17 protein-coding genes and 1 pseudogene are annotated in these 22,151 nt (G+C 63.2%); 15 read left to right on the forward strand and 3 right to left on the reverse strand.

Annotation, left to right across the window (positions count from 1 at the left end; all coding sequences use genetic code 11):
- The first annotated feature begins 96 nt into the window (after positions 1–96).
- From L8G49_RS19760 to L8G49_RS19790, 7 genes are all read left to right on the forward strand, one after another.
- Positions 97–4,317 carry a strawberry notch-like NTP hydrolase domain-containing protein gene (locus tag L8G49_RS19760; RefSeq protein WP_242187583.1) on the forward strand — a complete coding sequence of 1,407 codons (4,221 nt, stop codon included), beginning with the start codon at positions 97–99 and terminating at the stop codon, positions 4,315–4,317.
- A 125-nt stretch (positions 4,318–4,442) separates the two neighbouring features.
- On the forward strand, positions 4,443–6,506 hold the full coding sequence (locus tag L8G49_RS19765; RefSeq protein ID WP_242187586.1) for a ParB/RepB/Spo0J family partition protein: 2,064 nt from the start codon (positions 4,443–4,445) through the stop codon (positions 6,504–6,506).
- 140 nt (positions 6,507–6,646) lie between these two features.
- Positions 6,647–7,570, forward strand: coding sequence for a zincin-like metallopeptidase domain-containing protein (locus L8G49_RS19770; RefSeq protein WP_242187591.1), 924 nt, complete (start codon positions 6,647–6,649; stop codon positions 7,568–7,570).
- The gene (locus tag L8G49_RS19775; protein WP_242187592.1) at positions 7,567–8,538 is read left to right on the forward strand and encodes a phosphoadenosine phosphosulfate reductase family protein; all 972 of its coding nucleotides are present in this window, start codon (positions 7,567–7,569) and stop codon (positions 8,536–8,538) included. Before L8G49_RS19770 ends, L8G49_RS19775 begins: the two co-directional genes overlap by 4 nt.
- 664 nt (positions 8,539–9,202) lie before the next feature.
- On the forward strand, positions 9,203–10,237 hold the full coding sequence (locus L8G49_RS19780; RefSeq protein WP_242187593.1) for a hypothetical protein: 1,035 nt from the start codon (positions 9,203–9,205) through the stop codon (positions 10,235–10,237).
- A gap of 410 nt (positions 10,238–10,647) precedes the next feature.
- A complete protein-coding gene (locus tag L8G49_RS19785) occupies positions 10,648–11,772 on the forward strand; it encodes a catalase family protein (RefSeq protein WP_242187594.1) in 1,125 nt (374 codons plus the stop codon).
- 160 nt (positions 11,773–11,932) lie between these two features.
- Positions 11,933–12,565, forward strand: coding sequence for a sigma-70 family RNA polymerase sigma factor (locus L8G49_RS19790; protein ID WP_347272087.1), 633 nt, complete (start codon positions 11,933–11,935; stop codon positions 12,563–12,565).
- Between the two features lie 178 nt (positions 12,566–12,743).
- Here L8G49_RS19790 and L8G49_RS19795 read toward each other — a convergent pair whose 3' ends face one another.
- The gene (locus tag L8G49_RS19795) at positions 12,744–13,439 is read right to left on the reverse strand and encodes an aspartate/glutamate racemase family protein (protein WP_242187596.1); all 696 of its coding nucleotides are present in this window, start codon (positions 13,437–13,439) and stop codon (positions 12,744–12,746) included.
- Positions 13,440–13,641: 202 nt separating this feature from the next.
- Between L8G49_RS19795 and L8G49_RS19800 the strand changes: the two genes are divergently transcribed.
- The 3 genes from L8G49_RS19800 to L8G49_RS19810 all read left to right on the forward strand — a co-directional run bounded on the left by L8G49_RS19800 (position 13,642) and on the right by L8G49_RS19810 (position 17,238).
- Positions 13,642–15,228 (forward strand): GAF domain-containing protein, encoded by a 1,587-nt coding sequence (locus L8G49_RS19800; protein ID WP_242187603.1) that lies wholly within the window; start codon positions 13,642–13,644, stop codon positions 15,226–15,228.
- An 11-nt stretch (positions 15,229–15,239) separates the two neighbouring features.
- The gene (locus L8G49_RS19805; protein ID WP_242187609.1) at positions 15,240–15,647 is read left to right on the forward strand and encodes a response regulator; all 408 of its coding nucleotides are present in this window, start codon (positions 15,240–15,242) and stop codon (positions 15,645–15,647) included.
- A gap of 379 nt (positions 15,648–16,026) precedes the next feature.
- Positions 16,027–17,238: a serine hydrolase domain-containing protein gene (locus L8G49_RS19810; RefSeq protein ID WP_242187611.1), complete on the forward strand. Its 1,212-nt coding sequence runs from the start codon at positions 16,027–16,029 to the stop codon at positions 17,236–17,238.
- A gap of 133 nt (positions 17,239–17,371) precedes the next feature.
- Here the strand turns inward: L8G49_RS19810 and L8G49_RS19815 are convergent, their stop codons facing one another.
- A complete protein-coding gene (locus L8G49_RS19815; RefSeq protein WP_242187613.1) occupies positions 17,372–18,325 on the reverse strand; it encodes a polysaccharide deacetylase family protein in 954 nt (317 codons plus the stop codon).
- A 255-nt stretch (positions 18,326–18,580) separates the two neighbouring features.
- On the opposite strand from L8G49_RS19815, the gene L8G49_RS19820 reads away from it, so the two are divergent.
- The 5 genes and pseudogenes from L8G49_RS19820 (at position 18,581) to L8G49_RS19840 (ending at position 21,394) form a co-directional block, all read left to right on the forward strand.
- Complete coding sequence (locus L8G49_RS19820) at positions 18,581–19,216, forward strand: hypothetical protein (protein ID WP_242187614.1); 636 nt, start codon at positions 18,581–18,583, stop codon at positions 19,214–19,216.
- 24 nt (positions 19,217–19,240) lie between these two features.
- A complete protein-coding gene (locus tag L8G49_RS19825; protein ID WP_242187615.1) occupies positions 19,241–19,852 on the forward strand; it encodes a hypothetical protein in 612 nt (203 codons plus the stop codon).
- Positions 19,815–20,789, forward strand: a pseudogene (locus L8G49_RS19830) (hypothetical protein). The gene L8G49_RS19825 and the pseudogene L8G49_RS19830 overlap by 38 nt, the downstream one beginning before the upstream one ends.
- Entirely contained in the window at positions 20,782–21,009 is a 228-nt protein-coding gene (locus tag L8G49_RS19835) for a hypothetical protein (RefSeq protein ID WP_242187616.1), read from the forward strand. The pseudogene L8G49_RS19830 and the gene L8G49_RS19835 overlap by 8 nt, the downstream one beginning before the upstream one ends.
- A 73-nt stretch (positions 21,010–21,082) precedes the next feature.
- On the forward strand, positions 21,083–21,394 hold the full coding sequence (locus tag L8G49_RS19840) for a hypothetical protein (protein WP_242187620.1): 312 nt from the start codon (positions 21,083–21,085) through the stop codon (positions 21,392–21,394).
- 209 nt (positions 21,395–21,603) lie between these two features.
- Here the strand turns inward: L8G49_RS19840 and L8G49_RS19845 are convergent, their stop codons facing one another.
- A complete protein-coding gene (locus L8G49_RS19845; RefSeq protein ID WP_242187622.1) occupies positions 21,604–21,912 on the reverse strand; it encodes a hypothetical protein in 309 nt (102 codons plus the stop codon).
- Positions 21,913–22,151 lie beyond the last annotated feature (239 nt).

Below are 22,151 nucleotides of genomic sequence, written 5' to 3' on the forward strand. Positions count from 1 at the left end.
AGCGATGCTTCGTCGGGCACAAGGCGTGCAGAGGAGAGGGAGCCTTCGGCTTGTTGATCCGGTGATGGGCACCGGGCGACAAGAAGGAAGCCCTCGATGCGCACCTCAGCCGCAGCTCTCGAACTCGACTTCACCGAACCCTCGATCACGGCCGCCAAGGCGGTCGCCGACACCATCGCCAGGAACGGATCGCTCCAGCGCGAAACGCTGCTGTGGGTCATGGAGCAAGCCTATGGCGGATCCTCGGCCGACGGTCGTTGGTCGCTACGCGACGCTTACGACATGCTCGAACTCGCCGAGGTCATGCACCTGGCGAAGGCCGACCTGCCGTCCACACCCGGCGATTGCCTTGCCGCGCTGACCGAGCTGGTCGCCAACCTGCCGACGCATACCGTTCGCAGCGAGGAGCAGATCGAGCTTCAGCAATTCTCGACCCCGGCCCCGATCGCCTACCTCGCTGCGCTCGCCGGCAGGATCGCGGCCACGGATCTGGTCCTCGAACCGTCTGCCGGGACAGGCCTACTCGCCGCCTTCGCGCACCGCGTCGGTGCCCGCCTGGTCCTCAATGAGATCGATCCGGCGCGCGCTGAGATGCTCGCTGCCGCGTTCCCGGGCGTTGCTGTCACGCGGCACGACGGCGAGTTGATCCACGATCTACTCGAACCAACGATCCGGCCAACGGCCGTCCTCATCAATCCTCCCTTCTCGCGCAGCATCGGTCGCCACGCCGACCCGCTGGCAGCGTTCCGGCATCTTCGCGTCGCCTTGATGCGTCTCGGCACCGGAGGCCGCTGCGCCGCAATCCTGCCCGATCGCGTGGACACATCGAGCCGCGCCTGGGCCAAAGCGACGGAGGGTTGCACCCTCACGTCGCACCTTGAGCTGCCGGCAAATGCCTATGCCAAGCACGGCACCAGCCAGGCCGTGAAGATCATGGTGTTGGAAAAAGGCACCGGCACGCCGGCCGAACTGATCCGCTGCGCGACGCTCGCCGAGGCGCTCGCGGCGATCGCGGCAAAGGCCGCTTCCCCCGTATCCGCGCCTGTCCCGCGCACCGCCTCGCTGCTCGCGCGCCCTGCAGGGCGCAGCTCGCTGCTTGGCCGCCTCGCCAGCAAACCGCGCCTCAACGCACCACCTGCAAAAGCCGCGAGGTCGCAGACCGCGACGCCGATCGTTTACACCGTGTTCGCCGAGCCACTCCCGACCGGCGAGTCTGTCGGTGTGTACCTGCCATACCGGCCCAGCCGGATCGCGATCGGCTGCGCATCGGCGCATCCAACCGCGCTGGTGGAATCGATCGCCATGGGCTCGATCACCGCACCGCGGCCGACTTACGTCCCCACGCTCCCGCAAGCCGTCGTCGACGCGAAGACGCTTTCCGACGCACAGCTCGAGACGCTGATCTATGCCGGCGACGCCTTCGAGCGTGACATCCCCGGCCTGTTCAAACCTGTCGAGGAGGGGCTATCGATCGCACCATCCGAGGATGGCCGTCCGTATCGGACCGGCTTCTTCCTCGGTGACGGCACCGGCGCTGGCAAAGGCCGCCAAGTCGCCGCGATCATTCTCGACCAGTGGCTGCGCGGTCGCCGCAAGCACATTTGGGTCTCCAAGACCGAGACGCTGCTCGAAGATGCGCGGCGCGACTGGACCGCTGTTGGCGGTCTCGCACTCGATATCCAGCATCTCAACCAGTGGAAGCTGGGAACGCCGATCGGTGCTGGCGAGGGCGTGCTGTTCCTCACCTATGCGACGCTGCGCTCCAATCGCGGCGACAAGGGCACCCGGCTCCAGCAGATCCTTGAATGGGTTGGCGACGACTATGACGGCATGATCGTTTTCGACGAGGCGCACGAGATGGCCGGTGTCGCAGGTGGCGAAGGCAGCTTCGGCACCAAACAAGGCTCCGACCAGGGCATCGCCGGCGTCCGTCTCCAGAACCTCCTCCCGCGCGCCCGCGTCCTCTACGTCTCCGCGACCGGTGCATCCGACGTCAACAATCTTGCCTATGCAACGCGGCTTGGCCTGTGGGGTCCGGGCACGGCGTTCGCCGATCGCCGGACCTTCGTCGACTCCCTGCGCCGGGGCGGTATCGCCGCGCTGGAGCTGATCGCGCGCGACCTGAAAATGCAGGGCCTCTACGTCTCGCGCGCGCTGAGCTTCGCCGGTGTCGAATACGATATCCTCCAGCACAACCTCACACCAGACCAGATCGAGGTCTATGACGCCTATGCCGATGCGTGGGCGATCATCCACAGCAACCTGCGCGCGGCGCTGGACGCGACCCGCGTGACGGACAGCTTCTCGAACGACACCTATAACAGCGGCGCCAAGGCGGCCGCGCTGTCGATCTTCGAGTCCACCAAGCAGCGTTTCTTCTGCCAACTCCTGATCGGCATGAAGCTGCCCTCACTCGTTCCCGCGGTCCGCGCCGATCTCGCGCGCGGCGAGAGCGTGGTGATCCAGCTCGTCTCGACGTCCGAGGCGATGCTCAACCGGGCACTGGCCGCGCTGACCGTCGAAGAACGCGCCAATCTCGACATCGAGCTTTCTCCCCGCGAGTTCCTCATGTCGTACCTCACGGCCGCCTTCCCGGTGCGGCAGATGAAGACCTTCGTCGACGAGACCGGCAAAACCCGTTCCGAACCAATGTCGGACGAAGACGGCCGCCCCGTCTTCAGCCAGGAGGCGCTCGAGATGCGCGACAACCTCCTCGAGCAGCTCTGTGCACTACCCATCGTCGGGTCCGCGCTCGACCATATTATCGGGCATTTCGGCACCGATGCGGTCGCCGAGGTCACGGGGCGTAGCCGTCGCGTCATCATGGACGCGCACGGTCGCCAGCGCGTCGAAAGCCGCTCGCCCCGTACCAACTTGGCCGAAACCGACGCCTTCATGCGCGGTGCCAAGAAAATCCTGATCTTCTCCGACGCTGGCGGCACCGGACGCAGCTATCATGCGAGCCTGACGTGCGAGAACCAGTCGCGCCGCAATCACTACCTCCTCGAGCCGGGCTGGCGTGCTGACGCCGCCATCCAGGGGCTCGGACGCACGCATCGCACCCACCAGGCGATCGCACCGCTGTTCCGGCCGGTGTCGACCGACTGCCGCGGCGAACGTCGCTTCATCTCGACGATCGCACGCCGGCTCGACAGCCTGGGCGCGCTCACCCGCGGGCAGCGCCAGACCGGCGGTCAGGGCCTGTTCGACCCCCGCGACAATCTCGAAAGCGACTATGCCAAGGAATCGCTCGAACAGTGGTTTCGCCTGCTCGCCAATGGCAAGCTGCGCTCGACCACGTTGGACGAGTTCCAGAAACTGACCGGCCTCGAGCTGGAGGGCGAAGGTGGCGGGCTCAAGGAGGAGATGCCCCCGATCCAGCGCTGGCTCAATCGCATCCTGGCGTTGCGCATCGCCATGCAGAACGCGATCTTCGACGAGTATCTCGGGTTGATCGAGGCGCGGATCGAGGCGGCGAAGGAAGCCGGTACGCTCGATCTTGGCGTCGAGAGCATCAGCGCCGAGCGCATCACAATCCTCGATCGCACCGTCATCCGGCGCGACCAGACCAGCGGCGCCGAGACCGAGATCCTACGATTGGAGACCGAGGAGCGCTACAAGCCGCTCGCGCTTGATCGCGCTTTGCGGATTCTCGGCGACGACGCCCGCCCGATCGTCAACCGCAAGTCGGGCAAGGCCGCGATCCGGTGCAGAACCTACTCGCTCACCGACGACGACGGCGAGATCGTGCGCCGCTACGAGCTGGTCCGCCCGACGCGCACCGAACGGATGCGGCAGGATCTTCTCGTCGAGACGATGTGGGAAGATGCGAGCGAGGCGGAGTTTTCCGCGCTCTGGCAGGCCGAGGTCGAGGAGATGTCGGGCAAGACCCGCACCAATACGCTCTACCTCGTCACCGGCCTGCTTCTGCCGGTCTGGGATCGCCTGCCCGACGATCACGTCCAGGTCTGGCGTCTCAACACCGATGACGGCCAGTCCTTCCTCGGCCGCATCGTCCCCGCCCCGCTCGTCACCAAGCTTGCGGACGCCTTCGGCATCGCCGCCACCATCACGGTGTCGGGGGCCGAAACCGCCAAGCACGTCCTAGGCACTGCCGAGATCACCGCGCTCGGTGCGTACCGGCTGAAGCGCAGCCTGGTCGCAGGCCAGCAGCGCCTTGAGCTGCTCGACTGGCCGCATACGCGATTGCCCGAACTGAAGGCAGCCGGGTGCTTCACCGAGATCATCCAGCACAAGACACGGATGTTCATTCCCGTCGCGACTGCCGCGACCGTGATCGACCGTATCACCGCCTGACACGATCGAGGCTCTCTTCCCGGGTCATCAAAGGGAGGGGAGGGAGCCTTCGGCTTTGTGAGCTTGGAGGACCAGGCTCGCGTGACCGCGGGACGCGGCGCGCCATTTCCAAACGGAGACGACCGATGATCCAGTCCGTGAAGGTCAAGAACCTGACGCTGTCGAAGGACAATGTGCGCAAATCCAACCGTGACGAGGGGATCGACACCCTCGCCGCGAACATCGCAGCCCAGGGGCTGTTGCAGAACCTGATCGTCACCCCGCTCAAGAAGGCGGGCACGTTCACCGTTAAGGCGGGCGGTCGCCGCCTGCGCGCGCTCCAACGTCTGATCGAGCAGGGCACCCTCCCCGCTGATCACACCGTCCCGGTCCTCGTGCTGAGCGACGACGACAACGCGATCGAGGCGAGCCTCGCCGAGAACTTCCAGCGCGTGCCGATGAATCCGGCCGATGAATGCACCGCGTTCAACTTCCTGATCCAGAAGGGCATGACCGCCGAGGACGTCGCCAAGCGCCAAGGCGTGACCACCCGCTTCGTCGAGCAGCGCGTACGCCTTGCCGAGCTGGCCCCGCCAGTATTCGAGGCGCTCGCAGCCGGCGAGATCACGCTCGGCGTTGCGCAGGCTTACGCCGTCACGACCGACGTCGATCGCCAGACGCGCGTATTCGCCCAGATGAAGACGTCCTACTATGGCGACAACCCCGACAACATCCGTCGAGCCATCCTCAACGGCACCGTCAAGGCGAACGACGCCAAGGCCCGCTTCGTCGGTCGCGAAGCCTATGTTGCCGCAGGCGGTCGCATCGAGGGCGACCTGTTCGCCACGGAGGGCGATGAGAACTGGATCGACGTCGACCTGATCGAGACGCTTGCCGCCTCGAAGCTCGAAGCCGCAGCGGCCGAACTGGCGCGAGACCAAGGCCTCGCGTTCGTCACGCCGATCGCGGCGACGCACGTTCCCTACGACCTCGAGCGCCAGCTTCACGAGTATCACGCTCCCGCCCGCGCCCTTACCGAGGACGAGACCGCGCGTGTCGAGGTTCTGTCGGCCGAGAACGACGCGCTGATCGGCCAGCTCGAGCAGGAACTGCCCGACGGCAGCGCCGAAGCCGAGGCGGCGAACGCGCGTATCGAGGCGATCGAGCGCGAGCTGGAGATGATCGAGGACGCCCGGCACGAGATCGATCCGGCGCTTAAAAGCCAGATCGGGACGTTCGTCTATATCGGGGGCGATGGCGAACCCCGCGTCCACACCCGCCTCTTCAGCGAAAAGCCGGTCGTGGATCCGAACGCCCCGCCCAAGGAGTCGGGCGGCGCAACCGGGGACGGCGATGCCGGCGACGCCGAGCAGGGTCCGAAGCTCAGCGCCACGCTGATCGATGAACTGGCGACGCAGCGCCGCCAGATCCTCGCCGCCCGCGTCGCCAGCGACCCGGGACTCGCACTCGACCTGACCATCTTCCTGATGGCGCAGAACGTGGTGTTCGAGCAGGCGCACATCCCCAACCACTCGACCCTGAAGTCGAGCGCCGCGGGCTTCCCGATCTTCGCCTTCCGCGACGAGGGATCGATGGCGTCGCAGACGATCGACGACCAGCGCCAGAAGCTCGACACGAGTTGGGCGGGTCTGCCGACCATGACCGAACGCTTCGACGCCTTCCGGGCGCTTGATGACGAGGCCCGGGGCGCATGGGTTTCATACTCGATAGCACGAACTCTCGAGCCGACGCTCAACGTCGCCGAGGGCTATCGGAGCAACGGCTTCCACGACCATCTTGGTCGCCTCCTCGACATCCAGGTCGAAAATTGGTGGCGCCCGACGGCCGAGAACTTCTTCGGCCGGGTCAAGAAGACCGTCATGCTCGACGCGCTCGAGGAGATTGGAGGCCCGATCCTGCGCGGCCGCTACAAGGACGCCAAGAAGAGCGACCTTGCCGGCACCTGTGCCTCGCTGTGCAACGGCCAGGGCATCGTCGAAGCCGAGATCCGCGAGAAGGCGACGGCCTGGTTGCCGGAAGCCATGCGCTTCGAGGGACAAGAGAAGCCGGCACGCACGCCGTTGCGCTCGAGCTTCGCCGATGACGAAACCGGCACCGATCCGGACGAGGACGAGGATACCGACCTCGATACCGGTGAGGACGCAGTGATCGATCACGAGGAAGGGGAGGATTTGAGCCAAGCGGCCTGACACCGGCTTGCACAGTTCGAGGCACCTGGGGGCGGCACTCTTTGCGGAGTGTCGCCCCTCTTTTTGTGACCCGGCACCGACCCCTCCCAGAGGGGAGGATGCTCACGCGGGTTTGCCTCAATTCAATCAGGAGAACGATCGTGGCACAGATCACCGACAAGCCCTCGCCTGCCGACATCATCACCAACACCATCATCGACAAGCTCGAATCCGGGGTGCGTCCCTGGGTTAAGCCGTGGCGCCCCGGCCTTGGCGGCCGTCCGCTGCGCGCGACCGGCGACCCCTACAAGGGCATCAACTGCTTCTGGCTGTGGCTGTGTGCGGAGGGGACCGGCTACAACTCGCGCACCTGGATGACGTACAAACAGGCGCAGGCACTTGGCGGCCAGGTCCGCGAGGGCGAACGCTCGCAGATCGCGATCTTCTACAAATCCTACAGCAAGACCGTCGAATCCGTCGTCACCGGCGACACGACCGACGAGATGCGGCGCGTGCTGCGCTCCTACGCCGTGTTCAACTGCGACCAGATCGACGGGCTGTCTCCTGACTTCTACCCGAGCCCTGTCAGCATCGTGCCCCCGGCCGATGCGCTCCACGAGCGCGCGCAGCGCTTCCTGGATGCGCTGCCGGCAACCGTCCACACGCGCGGCGATCGCGCGTTCTACGACCGCACCGCCGACAGCATCACGATGCCGCCCGTCGAGCTATTCTCGACCCGCGCCTACCACGCCGCCACGCTCGCCCATGAGGCTGGCCACTGGACCGGCCATCCCGACCGGCTCGATCGCACGTTCGGCAAGCGCTTCGGCGACGACGCCTATGCGTTCGAAGAGCTTTGCGCTGAGATGACCTCAGCGCTGCTCGGTGCCGATCTCGGTCTACCGACGTCGCATATGGACGACCACGCCGCCTATATCGGTTCGTGGTTGAAGGTGCTGCGCAAGGACAGCCGCGCGATCATGACCGCCGCTGCGAAGGCCGAAGCCGCAGCCGGCTATCTGCTCCGCGCGACCGGGCTCGACGCCTCGGCCGAGATCGAGGAACAGAACCGTGAAGCGGCATGACCGATCCGGCTGCCCTCCCCGACCTCGGTGCCTACCGGCGCTTCGTCGTGGCGTTCAGCGGCGGCAAGGACAGCCTTGCCGCCCTGCTCCACCTCCTCAATCTCGGCGTGCCGGCACACGCGATCGAGCTGCATCACCATGATGTCGACGGCCACGGCCCGACCTTCATGGATTGGCCGTGCACCCCCGCCTATGTCCGCGCGATCGCCGAGCATTTCGGGATCGCTCTCTACGTCTCGTGGCGCGAGGGCGGCTTCGCGCGCGAGCTGGCGCGCGACGACGCGCCGACCGCGCCGATCGCGTTCGAGACGCCGACTGGCATCGGCCGTGCCGGGGGCAACGGCCCTGCCGGCACGCGCGGGCTCTTTCCCCAGACGTCTCCCGATCTTCGGGTGCGCTGGTGCAGCCCCGCTTTGAAGATCGACGTCCTCGCCGCCGCGATCCGGAATCAGCCGCGCTTCCTCGATGGCCGCACGCTGGTCATCACCGGCGAGCGCGCAGAGGAAAGTCCCTTGCGTGCGCGCTATGCGACGCTTGAGCCGCATCGCACCTCCACCCTTGCGCGTGCGGTCGATCATTGGCGCCCGGTCCATGACTGGTCCGAGCGCCTGACCTGGGACGCGATCTCGCAAGCGCGCATCCGTCCCCACCCGGCCTACGTCCTCGGATGGGGGCGTCTGTCGTGTCGGGCCTGCATCTTCGGCTCGCCCGACCAATGGGCGACACTCCGGCTCGTCTTCCCTGCCGCTTTCCGACGGGTTGCGGCTCGCGAAGTCGCGAGCGGGAAGACGATCCATCGCTCGCTCACCGTCACGCAGCTCGCTGACCGCGGCACGGCGTTCCCGGCTGCGACGCTCCATCCCGACGAATTGGCGCAAGCCGATGATCCGGTCTGGCGTCTCTCGATCCTGGCGGATCGCTGGACGCTCCCTGCCGGCGCATTCGGCGACCATGCAGGCCCGCCATGAACGCCGCCACGCGCGTCGATCTTATGGACCTGCTCGCTCCCACGCGGGAAGACCCGCTTTGGGAAGCCGAGAAATCGGGATGGCGCTGCTTCGTCATGGGCAACGACCGTTGCCATTACCGCCGAGGGAGCAAGCTCCGCACCGCCTGGCAACAAGGCTATGACGCCGCCTCCCGCTCTGCCTATCCAGTCGACAGGATGCTATGACGGCAGCGATTGTCCAACCGGTCGTTCAGTCTGTTTGTGGGCCATCCCCAAACCGACTGTTCGAGCCAACCGCACAATTCCCGTTTTTCCATGTCTGGGACGCAATTTCGGGAAAGCTCAATTGGGAACAGATTTTGAGAAAGCGGCTCCTTCGTGGGTGACGACACGACCGCCACGCCCCGGCTTTCCCGTTCAGCCTTCCCAATCGGGAAAGCGCTATACCCGCATAACGTGTCAGGTGTCGTCGCATCCGCAGTCGCAGACGAAACGTAATTAACCGCATGACGTGCCGTCCTTCGGCTACATGGGGACCGTAGGCGCCTATACGTTCGCAAGGTTGCGGCGGAGCGCACCTGCCGGCTCACGTGAGCGAGCATCGGACAGGAAGGGCGACCGTGAGAGCTAGATTTCAGTTCCGTCCCGGCAGAGCGGCACTGGCGATGTGCTGTTCGCTGACGATGGCGAGCGCAGCGCAAGCCCATGTGAAGTGGTTCTGCGGCGTCATTGACCCCTCGCTTCCGCCAGCAGCGCCTCGCGACGTGCTGTCGCCTACTTTTCTGCTGGCAGTACCGCTCTTCGCGATGCTAGTGGCGGCCGGCGCCCTGTTCGACGCTGTTCTTGCCCGAACCGCGCTGGGATCGGCGGCAAGGTTCACAGGCAGGGACGCGATCGGGGAACTGATCCTGCGCGTCGGCATGTCCGCCTACGCGGTTTGTCTCTGGGCCAATCTGGCCGTGGTGATGTGGGCGGACAGCTCGGTCGGGTCGATTCTCACGCCTGACCTTCTTGGTCGCGGGAGGGTTCTGGCTGGCGTCCAGCTCGCGTTTGCAGTGCTGGTGCTCATCCCCCGCGCGTCCATTCCCGCCGGCGCCGCGCTCGGTGTCCTCTATGCCACCGGCATCGCGCAATACGGCGCGTTCTACATGATTGATTACCTCTTCTTCCTGGGCGCTGCGGCTTATCTGGTGATGAGCGATCCCTGGCTGAAGCGACATTCGGGCGCGGGCACCCGGCGGCTTGCCGTGCTGACCGTCAGCATCGGCGTCAGCCTGATGTGGACCGCGATCGAGAAATTCCTGTTCCCCCAATGGACGATAGCGATTCTCCTCCATCATCCCGCCATCACGGCGGGATTCGAGCTGCCGACCGTCACCACGATCGCCGGCTTCATCGAGTTCAGTCTGGCATTCTATGTCCTGGTCGGGCGCGACATCCTGATCCGGGTCAGCATCGCTGCGCTAATGGCGTTGTTCATGCTGGCGATGCCGGAGTTCGGCATGGTGGACGTCGTCGGGCACATCCCGCTGATCGCAATCTTTCTTGTCCTGCTCTTGCATGGCGAGACGTCGATGCAGCGACAGTTCAGACGCGGCGCTTCAAGCGTCTTCGCCTCGGCAGGGTGGGTCACGATCCTGTATATCATCGTGCTAACCGGGATGACGCTCCTCTATTACGGCCTCCACGCAGTTTCTGCGGCAATCCGGTCAGCGTGATGTGCAATGCTCTGTTTCGGGATCGACCGTTCATGCGCTTCTGAAATCACCATCCCAGTGGGAATGCGCCGGCCGTTTCGACCGCCGTTCGTTTCCGGCAAAGGTAGGTCGCCGCCTCTGACTGCTGTTGTCCAAGCCCAGCCCCGGCAGGAATTATGGTGCCGGTTTGTTACACCTCGAAACCCCAAAGAGCCGACTTCGGGAAGGTGGCTTCACAACCCGAGGTTATGACACGACCACACTGCGCCCTTCAACGGAATTGTTTTCAAGGGAGACGCTGAGCCGTCGTGTAATCAACAACCTCAAAGAAATTTGCGGTCTCGTGTGGCTTCATTGGCGTTCATGCGTTTGAGGCCGTAACGACCCAACCTGCAATGCATTCCGGGCGCATCTCCAGCGAAAGAATCCTCATGGCCGACGCGATCTCCCATTCTGCGATCCGTTACACGCCCGCTATCGAAAAGCCGGAGGCCGATGAGGGGGAAACCATCAGGGGCCTGAACGAGCAGTTCCATCTCATTCAGGAGCAGACTGCCAAGGATTATGGTTCGGCCGTGCGCGGTGTCCATGCCAAGGCGCACGCGATCGTAAAGGGCCGGATCGAAGTCCTGCCCGGGTTGGCGGCACCGCTGGCACAAGGGCTTTTCGCCACGTCGGGCTCCTACGATGTGTTGATGCGGTTCTCGACATTGCCGGGCGATATTCTCGACGACAGCATCAGCGTACCGCGCGGCGTAGCGATCAAACTGTTCGACGTTTCTGGCGACCGCCTGCCGGGTTCCGAGACGGACAGCACGCAGGATTTCGTTCTCGTCAACGGCCCTGCCTTTGCCGCCCCCACGCCCAAGGCGTTCCTCGCCAATCTGAAGATGCTGGCCAAAACCACTGATACGGGCGAGGGTCTGAAGAAGGCCCTGTCGGCGACGTTGCAGGTGGTTGACGCCGCACTGGAAACGATCGGGGTCCAGAGCCCTACGGTCCAGACGCTGGGCGGTGCGCCGAACACTCACCCGTTGGGCGAGACCTATTACACGCAGGTGCCGTTTCGCTACGGCGACTATATCGCCAAGCTCTCGCTGGCACCGGTGTCGCCGAACATGACGGCGCTGACGGGTGACAAGGTCGAAACCTCGGGTCGCCCCGATGCCCTGCGCGAGGATCTGGGAGAGGTGCTGATCGAGCAGGACAGCGTCTGGGAGCTGCGGGTCCAGCTTTGCACGGACCCGGAAGAGATGCCGATCGAGGATGCTTCGGTCATCTGGGACGAGAAGAAAAGCCCGTTTGTCCCGATTGCCCGACTTACCGTTCCTGCGCAGATCAGCTGGGAGCATGGAACCAGCGACGGTCAGGACAAGGCGATCGCGTTCAGCCCATGGCACGGCCTTGCTGCGCATCAGCCGATCGGGGGCGTCAATCGGGCGCGCAAGCCGACCTATGAAGCGTCCGCAAAATTTCGCGGCGAATTCAACGGGTGCCCGATGCACGAGCCGCGTTCGCTCGGCGATGTTCCCGCAAAGGCCATGACGATCGACTGAAACGTGCGGGAGAAAAGCGCTCCCACGCCGCCCTCGGCACATGCCGGAATTTTGTGCTGATGGCTTCACACTCCTGTGTTCGCGTGAGGGGGCAATGGCACAAACGTCAGAGCATTCGTCAAATTGCTCTTGTATACAACGCGCTACAGCGGGCACATCGATGCGACTAACCTCGGCTTCTCCATCCGACATATTTCTCTCAGCGAAGGCCGGCTCGGTTCTGATGCAATCGGCCGCGAGCGAGGCGCGGCTGCACCTGATCGAGCAGTTGGCCCGAACAGGTCAGGGGGAGCAGGATGCGTTCCGCACGGTGTACGTTCTGACTTCGGCCAAGCTGTTTGGTATATGCCTGCGCATTTGCGGGGACCGCGCCGCTGCCGAGGACGTGCTGCACGATGTCTACATGATCGTCTGGAAGCGCGCTGGAACGTATGAGCCGTGTCTCGGCAGTCCGATCAGCTGGCTGGCGACCATCGCTCGAAACCGTGCAATCGACTGGCGCCGCAGTCAGACAAGACAGGCCGCCGTGCCGCTCGACGACGCGCCCGACTTGCCTGACCCAACGGTTGATGCCGAAGCGGGAATGCTGCTCGATGAGGCATCGCGGGGGGTTTTCGCCTGCCTCGCCGCGCTGGAAAGTCATCAGGGTAACGCGATCCGGAACGCGTTTTTCCATGGTTTTACCTATGCGGAGCTTGCCGAACGCCATTGTGTGCCGATCGGCACGATGAAGAGCTGGATACGCCGCGGTCTACGACAGATGCGCCACAATCTCGAAGTAGCGGGTCATTAGGCGACCGTGGCTTAAAAGCAGGCGCATATCGTTCCGCTCGCGATGCACAAACCTTAGCCTCCAAACTGAACGGTTGTGACACTAAGCTCGTACAGCGATCCTTCTCAGAACACGCGAAATGTCGGTTTTGAGAACCCGTGAGCTTTCCCTCTTCACCATCCTTTTGAGAAGCGCGCGGTTAGCCTGCCAGAGCCATATCGATCGCCGCTGCCGCATGGAGGGCGGTTGTGTCGAAGATCGGTACCTGACTATCTTCCGGCCGAACCAGCAGCATGATTTCGGTGCATCCTAAGATCACCGCCTCCGCTCCGCTCTCAACGAGGCGGGCAATGACCGCGCGGTAAGCATCACGCGACGCCGGCAAGATCTTACCAGCGACCAACTCCTCATAGATGATACGATGAACGGTAGCGCGGTCGTCGTCGTCCGGGACGACGACGTTAAGGCCGTGCTGATCGGTGAGCCTTCCCTTGTAGAAGGCGTGTTCCATCGTGAACGCAGTGCCCAGCAGTCCGACCTTCTTGAGGCCGGCCGCCTTGATGCGTTCGGCCGTGGGATCAGCGATATGAAGCAGGGGGATACCTACAGCCGCCTGAACGTCGGTGGCCATCCGGTGCATGGTGTTGGTGCAGATCAGCAGCACGTCCGCACCACCGGCTTCGAGGCGTCGTGCCGCATCGACCATCTGCGTCGTCAGGCCCTGCCAATCGCCCTTGTGCTGCAAATCCTCGATTTCCGCGAAATTGAACGACCATAGAAGGCAGCGGGCGGATGCTGTCGGGCCAAGCCGGTCTCGCACGCCCTCATTGATAATGCGGTAGTATTCGGCAGAACTTTCCCAGCTCATGCCTCCGATCAGGCCAATCGTCTTCATGCCCTAGCACCCCCCGCTTTCGTGTACCGTCTAATCACCACATATGAGTTTCGAGAACCCCGTCACGTTCTCTTTTTTCGATCCTTTTTGGGAACGCAGCGGGCTTCTCGGCCATGCGTCGATTCACGGACCTGTCACCGCCAAAATTTGTAACCAAATAGAAATGGATGCATAGCGCGCACGGGGTACGGAAGGGGGCAGAATGACGCGCTACGATGACAGTGAGCGCGCTGCTGCGCTCTTCGATCTTGAGATACTGGATACCGACGCCGAGCAGGCTTTCGACGATATCGTCTACATCGCTGCACAAACCTGTGACGCGCCGATTGCCCTTGTCAGCTTGCTCGATGGCGAACGCCAATGGTTCAAGGCTCGGGTCGGACTCGATGTTTGTGAGACGCCGATCACCCAGTCCGTATGTAAGCTGGAAATCGACGAACCTGCCCTGTTGCAGATACCGGATTTGGCCGAGGACTCCCGGACGGCCGACAATCCCTTGGTAACCGGACCGCGCGCCTTCCGCTTTTATGCCGGAGCACCGCTGGTCCTGCGTGATGGCACCGTCGTTGGACGCCTGTGCGTGATCGATACGCAGCCACGGCCTGACGGCCTTACCCGACCGCAACAGGATCTGCTGGGGGCACTGGCTCGCCAAGTCAGTGACCAGCTCGAACTCAGGCGCGTTGCCCGCGCCAGCGAGAAGTTGGCTGCGCTGCAAGAGGCACTGGTAGAGGTCGCCGAGATCGTCCGTCGCAGTTCCTCGGTAAGCGTCATGACGCAGGAAACCGCGGAAGTCGTCGGGCGGGTGCTCAGTGTCGATCGCGCAGGCTTCGGCTTGGTGGACGAAAGTACCCAAACAATCGAGGTGGAACCGGACTGGACGGCCGAGGGCGTCACCAGCATCGCTGGCCGTCATCGCTTCGAGGATTACGGCAGCATCAGAGACGAAATTGCCAGCGGTTTGCCCTTGGTTATTTCGGATGTCGATACTGACCCACGTACCGCTGACGATCCCAGCCTGATGAGGAACGTCGGCATTCGCGCGCTCGTCAACATGCCCGTGAGGGAGCATGACGAGACGGTTGCCGTATTCATCGTCAACGCATCGATGCCGCGTCGCTGGGCAAACGAGGAACTGGCGTTCCTACGTAGCGTGGCCGACCGGCTGGAGGCCGGGGTTTACCGCCATCGGCTCGATCAGCATCAGGAAACGGTCAACGGTGAAATCAATCACCGGCTGAAGAACATGCTGGCCATGGTTCAGGCAATCGCCAGCCAGACGTTACGCGGGGTGGTTGATCGGGAGCCGATCGAGACGTTCGAGAAGCGCTTGGTGGCGCTCAGCGCCGCACACGACATCCTGATGCAGAAAGGGTGGATCGAAGCCGATGTCGGCGTTGTCGCCGAAGCGACGTTCAAGCCGTTCGGTTTTGCTGATCGGGTGACAGTCAGTGGCCCGAAGGTACTGCTAGGTGCGCGTGCTGCACTCTCAACAGCCCTCCTCTTTCACGAATTAATGACCAATGCCTGCAAATATGGCGCTCTGTCGGTCCCGACCGGCGGTGTGCTGCTGGATTGGGAGGTATTGGACGAAAATGATAAGAACGATCTCATCGTTCGCTGGCGTGAAATTGGCGGCCCAGTGGTGACGCCGCCAACGCGTAAAGGCTTCGGATCGCGACTTATTAGACTGGGCCTGGTTGGAACAGGCGGCGTCGACGTCCGTTATGAACCCTCCGGCCTCCAGGCTGAAATGCGTGCCTCGATCGCGCATCTGGCAACGTCGTAAGCGGAGCCTTGATGTCGAACGAACCACCTGCTGATCGGTCTATCATTCTCGTAGTCGAAGACGAACCGCTGCTCCGCATGTTTGCAAGCGATATGGTGGAGGATGCCGGGTACTCCGTCGTTGAAGCCGCCAATGCGACAGAGGCGGTTTCGATCCTGGAGAAACGGACCGACATCAGGATCGTTTTCACCGATATCGATATGCCTCACGGCATCGACGGCATTAAGCTTGCAGCCTGCATTCGGGACCGCTGGCCACCGATCGACATCATCATCGTTTCGGGAAAGCCATTTCCGGTATCAGCACAATTGCCGGATAGGGCAGTGTTTTTCCCCAAGCCATATCAACAGGTTGAGATAATCGCGATGATGGCTCGGATGGGTGCCATACCGTCCGACGGCTCGGCGAGAGGGGCCTAGAATCTTCGTTGAGGCGTAGCGAACGATCGAAGTCCACCGGTCTGAATTGACTATAACATTGAACATTGTGTTCTAGTTGATGGAAAACCTATGATAAGATTGGGGATGACCCCAGGTAAGTTCATCGCCTTTCAAGAGCGCAAACTCGGGCGACTCCTCACATCAGAGGAAACAAGCTGTCTGAACGACGCTCGCTACGCTTGTGCCGGCGGAAAGCGCGAGACTGTCAAAGCGATGTGGTCAGCGCTTGATGATTGCGTAGCGTGTAGACCGTTTCGTGGGATTCAGTGAGGTCAAGCAGCCGGCCTTTTGAACCCGACCATTCTCGAAATAGCATCGTTTGCGGGAAATCTTGGGGACGACATTCTGGGGGTTCAACGTGAGCCATCCGCTTCGGGTTTTGGTTGCGTCGGCGTCGCCCACCGGCATACCATCGCGTGAGCTAAGCCTTGGGGGGATCACCGTGCGTACTTGCGCCGCGAAATTTGCACTCGTCGGCCTAGCGCTGCTGTCCTGTCCAGCGCTCGCTCAAAGAGCAAATGTTGAAGAACCGGCGACGCCACAGGCCCTTGAGCGGCTGAACGCGTATACGGAGGGCGTGACCGCTGCCGGTCAGTTCTCCGGCGTTGTTCTCGTCGCAAGAGACGACAAGGTGGTATTCGAGCGCGCGTACGGTTTACGCGATGAGAAACGCGAAGACCCGCTCAAAGTCGAAACACGTTTCGACCTCGCTTCTGCCGGGAAGATGTTTGCCGCTACCGCAATTCTACAGCAGATCGCGGCGGGCAAGCTGACTTTGGCAACCACGCTAGGCGATGTGCTGCCAGACTATCCCAACGTGGCGATGCGCAAAGCGACCATCTATCAGCTTTTGACGCATAGCGCTGGCGCTGGGGAAACGGATGCCCTGTTCTACCCCGATGATCTGGTGTGGCGCGAGAAGGAACCGAGCGTCGCCGATCTGGTCGCACTATACGGCAAGCGCGCACCGACGTTTCCGCCCGGCACGAAGCAGGACTACAGCAACCACACCATGACACTGCTCGGCAGAATAGTGGAGGTGCTTTCCGGCCAGAGCTATCGCTCTTACGTTGCAGACCATGTCTTTCGACCCGCCGGGATGGACGCGGCACATGCGAACGACGCCTGTCGTCCCGATGATCCGGGTCAGGCGGTTGGGTATGTTGTCGTGGCAGACGAGCGGATGCCAAATTGCTTCGCTGCTCTGGATGGAGGCTGGCCTGCGGGCGGCCAGTCGTTCACCGCACGCGACATTCTCCGCTTCGTCACGGCGCTGCGGCAAGGGCGGCTTGGCGTCCCTCACGCGTTGTTTGAACAGGCGACTACGCCAAAACTGACGTATTTTGGTCTTGGTTTCTTTGCCACCGACTACGGTAAAGGTTATCTCGCGCGCGATCTCCGCTGGGGTCACGGAGGCATGCTCTACGGGCAATGCGTCGACGTACGCACCTACGAAATGACAGGCGAAACGATCATCACGCTTGCCAATAATGGCAGTCCAGCTTGCTATCGCGTCGCCGGCTTCCTGCATGAGGATTGGAAGCAGCAAAACGTGCAGAGAAAGCCCTGATAGCTCAACGTTTTTGCTGTGAAACCGGTTGGCTCTAACACCCCCCACCCTTCCTGTTTCAACGATCTCAACGGATTTTGAGAAAACCTGCGCATTCCCATTCAACCATCCCAATAGGGAAGCCGCAGAAGCCCTACGACGTTTGGCTGGCGTATTCGCTGATCCAAGCTGGCGGCTCCTGCTCTAGCCGCCCGTCAATCTTCACCTGTCGCTCCCGAGCCCACCGATACCCCCACATGGGACCGAATTTCGTCGCGACCGCAGGCATAGCGGAATAGGCCGGGTCGGCTTGTGCCTGTCCAAGCGAAACGAACCCGTAGCCGGCTAAACGAAACAGGCCGAGTAGCGGTTCGATTGTCGCTGCATTCAAGCGGTTAGCGTGAAGAAGCATGATCGCCGGCACCTCGCGGCCAAGAACCTTGCGGTCCAGTTCTCCATAATAGGTAATCTGGACGCGGGTATGGTCGAGATAGGCACGCTCGACCCGCTGCATCATGGTCTTGTTGCGTTTGGCGAAAGCGCGTTCGTAGGCACTGTTGAACAGGTAATCGGAGGTGTCGATTGTCGATGCAGCCAGCTTGTAGCCATGACTGGCGAGAAGCTTTTCGATTGTGAGCCGCTTGGCCTCGGTGTCGCCAACATGGTTGTAGGGGAAGCGGAAGAACGGGATGGAGCGGTCGCGTGATGCCGCCAGTGGCCGGATGGTTGCTTCTCCCTTCACGACCTCCTTCTCGATCCCAGCAACGTCGAGGTTGTTGCTGTCGAAATGGCTGTAGCCATGATTGCCAAGGGCTAGGAGGCTCTTGTTCCAATCCGCAAGCAGGCGAGGACCGACAGGCCCAAGTGCCTTCACCTTGTCCTCGTTGACGAAGCCGGTTGCAGGAACGCGAGCGCGCCGTAGCGCGCTGACAATGTTGCGCTGTGCTGCAATAGCCGCGTCGGGAGAGACGGTCGATCCGTCATTGGCATAGGGGAGGTCATCGAAGGTGATCGCGACGACCCGACCGGCCTTTGGCGGCGTAGGTCCTTCAGCGTACACGGGGACCGCCAAGCTAGCGAAGCCGACAAGCGTCAGCGTGGTCAGCAAGGGCTGGCGAAGGGAACGGGCTGTAGGACGGACTTTCATGTCCCCATGCCTAGCCGATAGTGGTCGAGGGTGAGAAGCTTTCCCGATTTACCATCCTTTTCGAGAAAAGCGGGGGCGCCCGCAGCTGCAGCTACAGCCATCGGCCCACGGAAAACCGACCTCTGCACTCCGCGACCTATGTCGCTCCTCTAACCGAACAGAGGAGAGGAAGCCTTCGGCCTTTTGAGCGCGCCCTGGCGCTCAGGAGGTTCGGTAATGTTCTACGAAACCCACTACCGCCACAACGAGGGGCTTTCTCCCGAGGCGCTCGGCACCCTGCCCGCAGCGCTCCACGCCCTGAACGCTGGCGTCGACGACTGCCGGCGTGCCGGCAAGCCGATCGACCGCGATGCGTCGATCCTGCTGCTGATCCGCAACCTGGCGTCCGTCGCCGAACGTGGTGCGCCCAGCACCAACGAACTGCGCCTGCGCTGTGCGGAAGACCGCAACAGCGTCATCTCCGGATCCGCGCTGCTCGACATCGCCGGTAACAGCGTCGCCGGCGACGCCGTGGCGAAACGGACCTTCCATCGACAGGCACGCCTCGCGCTCGCTTCGCTCGCCGAGGCCATCGGCATCGAGGCCCATGACGTCCGTATCGATACCGACATGGGCGGAATTGGTGACGATGGAACGACCGAGCTGCGCCACGCGGACGTATCGATCCGGGTGCGGCCGTACAACTTCCTCCCCGACAGTGAAGTCACCTTCAACCGCTGCCGGGGCGGCGAACACGCCGGCCCCGTTCAACGCGCACCGATCGCCGAGCTGCTGGATGCAGCCACGTTCCAGCGCCGGCTCACCGCGACGGTTGGCGACGTTGGCGCTCCGTGCCTCGCCGCTGCCGCCTGATCCTCACGTCACCGGAGACTTATCATGGGTTGGCTCTTCATGCGCGATATGGGCGGCCACGCCTCCGCGCGCTCGTATCTCGACAACCAGTTCACCTACCAGCGCGACACGCACCGCCTGACCGTGCTGGCGTCCGCGATGGTCGGATCGACCTATTACGCCGCTTGCGAACGCCTCGCGGACGACGTCGAACGGATCGTGTTCGGCATCGTCTGCCTCACCAAGACCAGCACCGGCGCGCGCGACGGATGCACATTCGGCTATAAGGACATGGATGAAACGGTCGGGCCGAACGAGAGCGAGTGCCCAGCCGCGATCCTCGACGAGCTGACCGCTACGGACAGCGAATATGCCCTGGCCTGGCGCGCGCGGTGTCGCGCCAGCCTGCTCGCGAAGAAGCTCGACCGGGCCAAGCCGACCCCGAAGCCCGGGCAGACCATCATCTTCGATGAGCCCATGCGCTTCAGCGACGGCAGCGACCGCACCCGCTTCGAGGTGGTCGCGAATCCCAAGGGCAAGACTCCGCTGTTCCGTGACCTGGAAAGCCGCGCGATCTGCCGCATCCCGGCGTTTCGCAAGCGCGCCTACCGCATCGTTCATGCAGCGATCGTCGTGCGGGACGCGCCCAGTGGCTGACCGCCCACCCGTCATCGCCGCCTGGGGTGCCGGTGTCGATTCCACCGCTATGATCGTGGAGCTCGCCGAACGCGGCGAGCCCCTCGACATGGTTCTCTTCGCCGATCCCGGCGCCGAGAAATCGGCGACCTATGCGTTCATCCCCGTGTTCCGGGCCTGGATGGCAGACCGCGGCATCGCGTCCGAGATCGTCCGCTACCAGCCCCGCAACTTCAAACACTGGCCGCCCTATGCGGGCATTGCCGAGAACATGCTGACCAACGCCACCCTGCCCTCCGTGGTCTTTGGTGGGGGGTCGTGCAGCCAGAAATGGAAGGCGGCCCCGCAAGATGCCTGGACCGCCCAGTGGGAACCAGCGCGCCGCTGCTAGGACGCAGGCGGGCGCGTCGTAAAGCTGATCGGCTATGACGCCTCGGGACGCGACACGCAGCGTTACCATCACGCGGTAGGGTGCGAGGATCCTCGCTACGCCTACCGCTATCCCTTGCGGGAATGGGAATGGTCGCGCGCCGACTGCGAAGCGCGCATCGCGCGCGCCGACCTCCCCGTCCCGCCCAAGTCGAGCTGCTACTTCTGCGGCAGCATCAAGCCCGACGAGGTTCTAGAGCTTTCGACCGAGGAGCTGCGCATCATCGTGTTGATGGAGGCGCGAGCAAAGCCTCGGCTCCGCAACGTCGAGGGCCTGTGGCGCGAGCCGGTGCTTGGCCGTCGCGGTGCGACGGCGCGTCCCGGCAGCATCACCGAGTTCATCCGCGAACGCGGCCTCCTCTCACCTGCCGAAGTCGACCGCATCATCGAGACCGCGCCCTTGGCGCTGCTCGATTTTCAGGCGGCACAGGCAGCACTTCCGCCCGAGCAACGCGTCCCGATGGGGCGCTGGCTCGACGACTTTCATCGCGCGGCCGACGCGCTCGCCGGAGATCGTCACCATGTCTAATCCGATCATCAAGCAATTCGTCGTCGAAGGATCGACCGCGTTTCCCGTCGCGATGCTCACGACGGATCAATGCTGGCCCGCGCGCGCCGCTGACGCGGCCGCGATTGCGTCCCACACGATCGATGTCGATGCGTACCGCAAGATCATCCTCGCATCCGCCGCGAAATATGCGCCCAATCGCCAGGGCTGGATCGCTGCTGGCTGGCGCGTGATCGACTGAAACCGTCTCCCGGAGGGGAGACGTCCTTTGGACAGATGAGCCATGGGCTCATGCTCGAGAAAGGATCATCACCATGCACAGCGTTGCCGTTTACCTCACCCAGCAGCTCTATGGCGGTCCCGAGGAAGGTGGCTGGTATTACGATTCCGGCGAACTCTGCACAGACCCGGCGCTGACCGCCTTCGGCGTCACCTTTACCGAAGGTCACGAGGACCACGGGTGGACGATGGCGCTGGAGTTTCAGGCGCATCTCAATCGCGATTGGAACGTCGGCGATCACGCTCGCGAGATCAGCAGCGTCCTCTCCGCTGGTCGCTTCGGGGCCCACGCCCACGAAGGCTGGCCCCCTCTCGCCTTTCCGGCCGAGCGTCCCCGCTACGAATGACCCGAACCGCTTGGGTCTCCAATTTTGCCAACCTTCAGAAGTCCGGTCTCATGAAGACCTTCACCGACCCCTTTCGAATACCCTGCCCATTACCGTGCGGAAATTACGGTCGAGGCGGAAGACGTCGTCAGCGCCTGCCGCTCCGCTTGTCGATGCGTCGCATACGACCGACGGGTGGAAGAGCCTCAATACGGAGCATCCCACTTATGTCAGCGCTTGTCGCTGAAGGTGCGGACGTTGCGCCTTATCGCCTTGTCCTCGATGGCTGCGCTGCCTCCGCCCTGCCCGTCCCGGGCCTGTTCTCGCAAGCCACGGCGTGCGCGGGCTATACCGCGACCCGGAGCGAGGATCTGGTCGACAGCTTGCGCATCATGATCGACGCGATCGGCGCCGATGGAGCGCCCACGGATCAACCCAGCGGCGATGGTCCGCTTGTGTGCAACGTGGCAGGCGCTTCTCGACGACATCGCGACGTTCGGGTTGAGTCCCACGTCAACCGTAACAGCAAGCGTGGTCACGTCTGCGCCCGACGCCACCTGACGCCCGACAGCCTTCCGCCAGAGAGATGCGGCACATGGGCGGCCGCGAGACCCCCGCAACCGCAAAAATCCGGGCCGAGTTGCCGCTTTGCGGCTGCCCGCACCACCCCGGTTTTTGCGGTTTCCCTCCGCTACGCTCCGGTGCGGGCGTCTATTATTCGGCCGCCCAGGAGGTGCGCACCCGGCGGATAGGCCGCCGGCCTCGATCAGATGAAGGG

The organism is Sphingomonas sp. CARO-RG-8B-R24-01, from assembly GCF_022662295.1.
In the GTDB taxonomy this organism is placed as follows: domain Bacteria; phylum Pseudomonadota; class Alphaproteobacteria; order Sphingomonadales; family Sphingomonadaceae; genus Sphingomonas.

Coding starts and splice junctions, on each gene's coding strand:
- L8G49_RS19760 (WP_242187583.1), top strand. CDS start 97: ATGCGCACCTCAGCCGCAGCTCTCGAACTCGACTTCACCGAACCCTCG.
- L8G49_RS19765 (WP_242187586.1), top strand. CDS start 4,443: ATGATCCAGTCCGTGAAGGTCAAGAACCTGACGCTGTCGAAGGACAAT.
- L8G49_RS19775 (WP_242187592.1), top strand. CDS start 7,567: ATGACCGATCCGGCTGCCCTCCCCGACCTCGGTGCCTACCGGCGCTTC.
- L8G49_RS19780 (WP_242187593.1), top strand. CDS start 9,203: ATGGCGAGCGCAGCGCAAGCCCATGTGAAGTGGTTCTGCGGCGTCATT.
- L8G49_RS19785 (WP_242187594.1), top strand. CDS start 10,648: ATGGCCGACGCGATCTCCCATTCTGCGATCCGTTACACGCCCGCTATC.
- L8G49_RS19790 (WP_347272087.1), top strand. CDS start 11,933: ATGCGACTAACCTCGGCTTCTCCATCCGACATATTTCTCTCAGCGAAG.
- L8G49_RS19795 (WP_242187596.1), bottom strand. CDS start 13,439: ATGAAGACGATTGGCCTGATCGGAGGCATGAGCTGGGAAAGTTCTGCC.
- L8G49_RS19800 (WP_242187603.1), top strand. CDS start 13,642: ATGACGCGCTACGATGACAGTGAGCGCGCTGCTGCGCTCTTCGATCTT.
- L8G49_RS19805 (WP_242187609.1), top strand. CDS start 15,240: ATGTCGAACGAACCACCTGCTGATCGGTCTATCATTCTCGTAGTCGAA.
- L8G49_RS19820 (WP_242187614.1), top strand. CDS start 18,581: ATGTTCTACGAAACCCACTACCGCCACAACGAGGGGCTTTCTCCCGAG.
- L8G49_RS19825 (WP_242187615.1), top strand. CDS start 19,241: ATGGGTTGGCTCTTCATGCGCGATATGGGCGGCCACGCCTCCGCGCGC.
- L8G49_RS19835 (WP_242187616.1), top strand. CDS start 20,782: ATGTCTAATCCGATCATCAAGCAATTCGTCGTCGAAGGATCGACCGCG.
- L8G49_RS19840 (WP_242187620.1), top strand. CDS start 21,083: ATGCACAGCGTTGCCGTTTACCTCACCCAGCAGCTCTATGGCGGTCCC.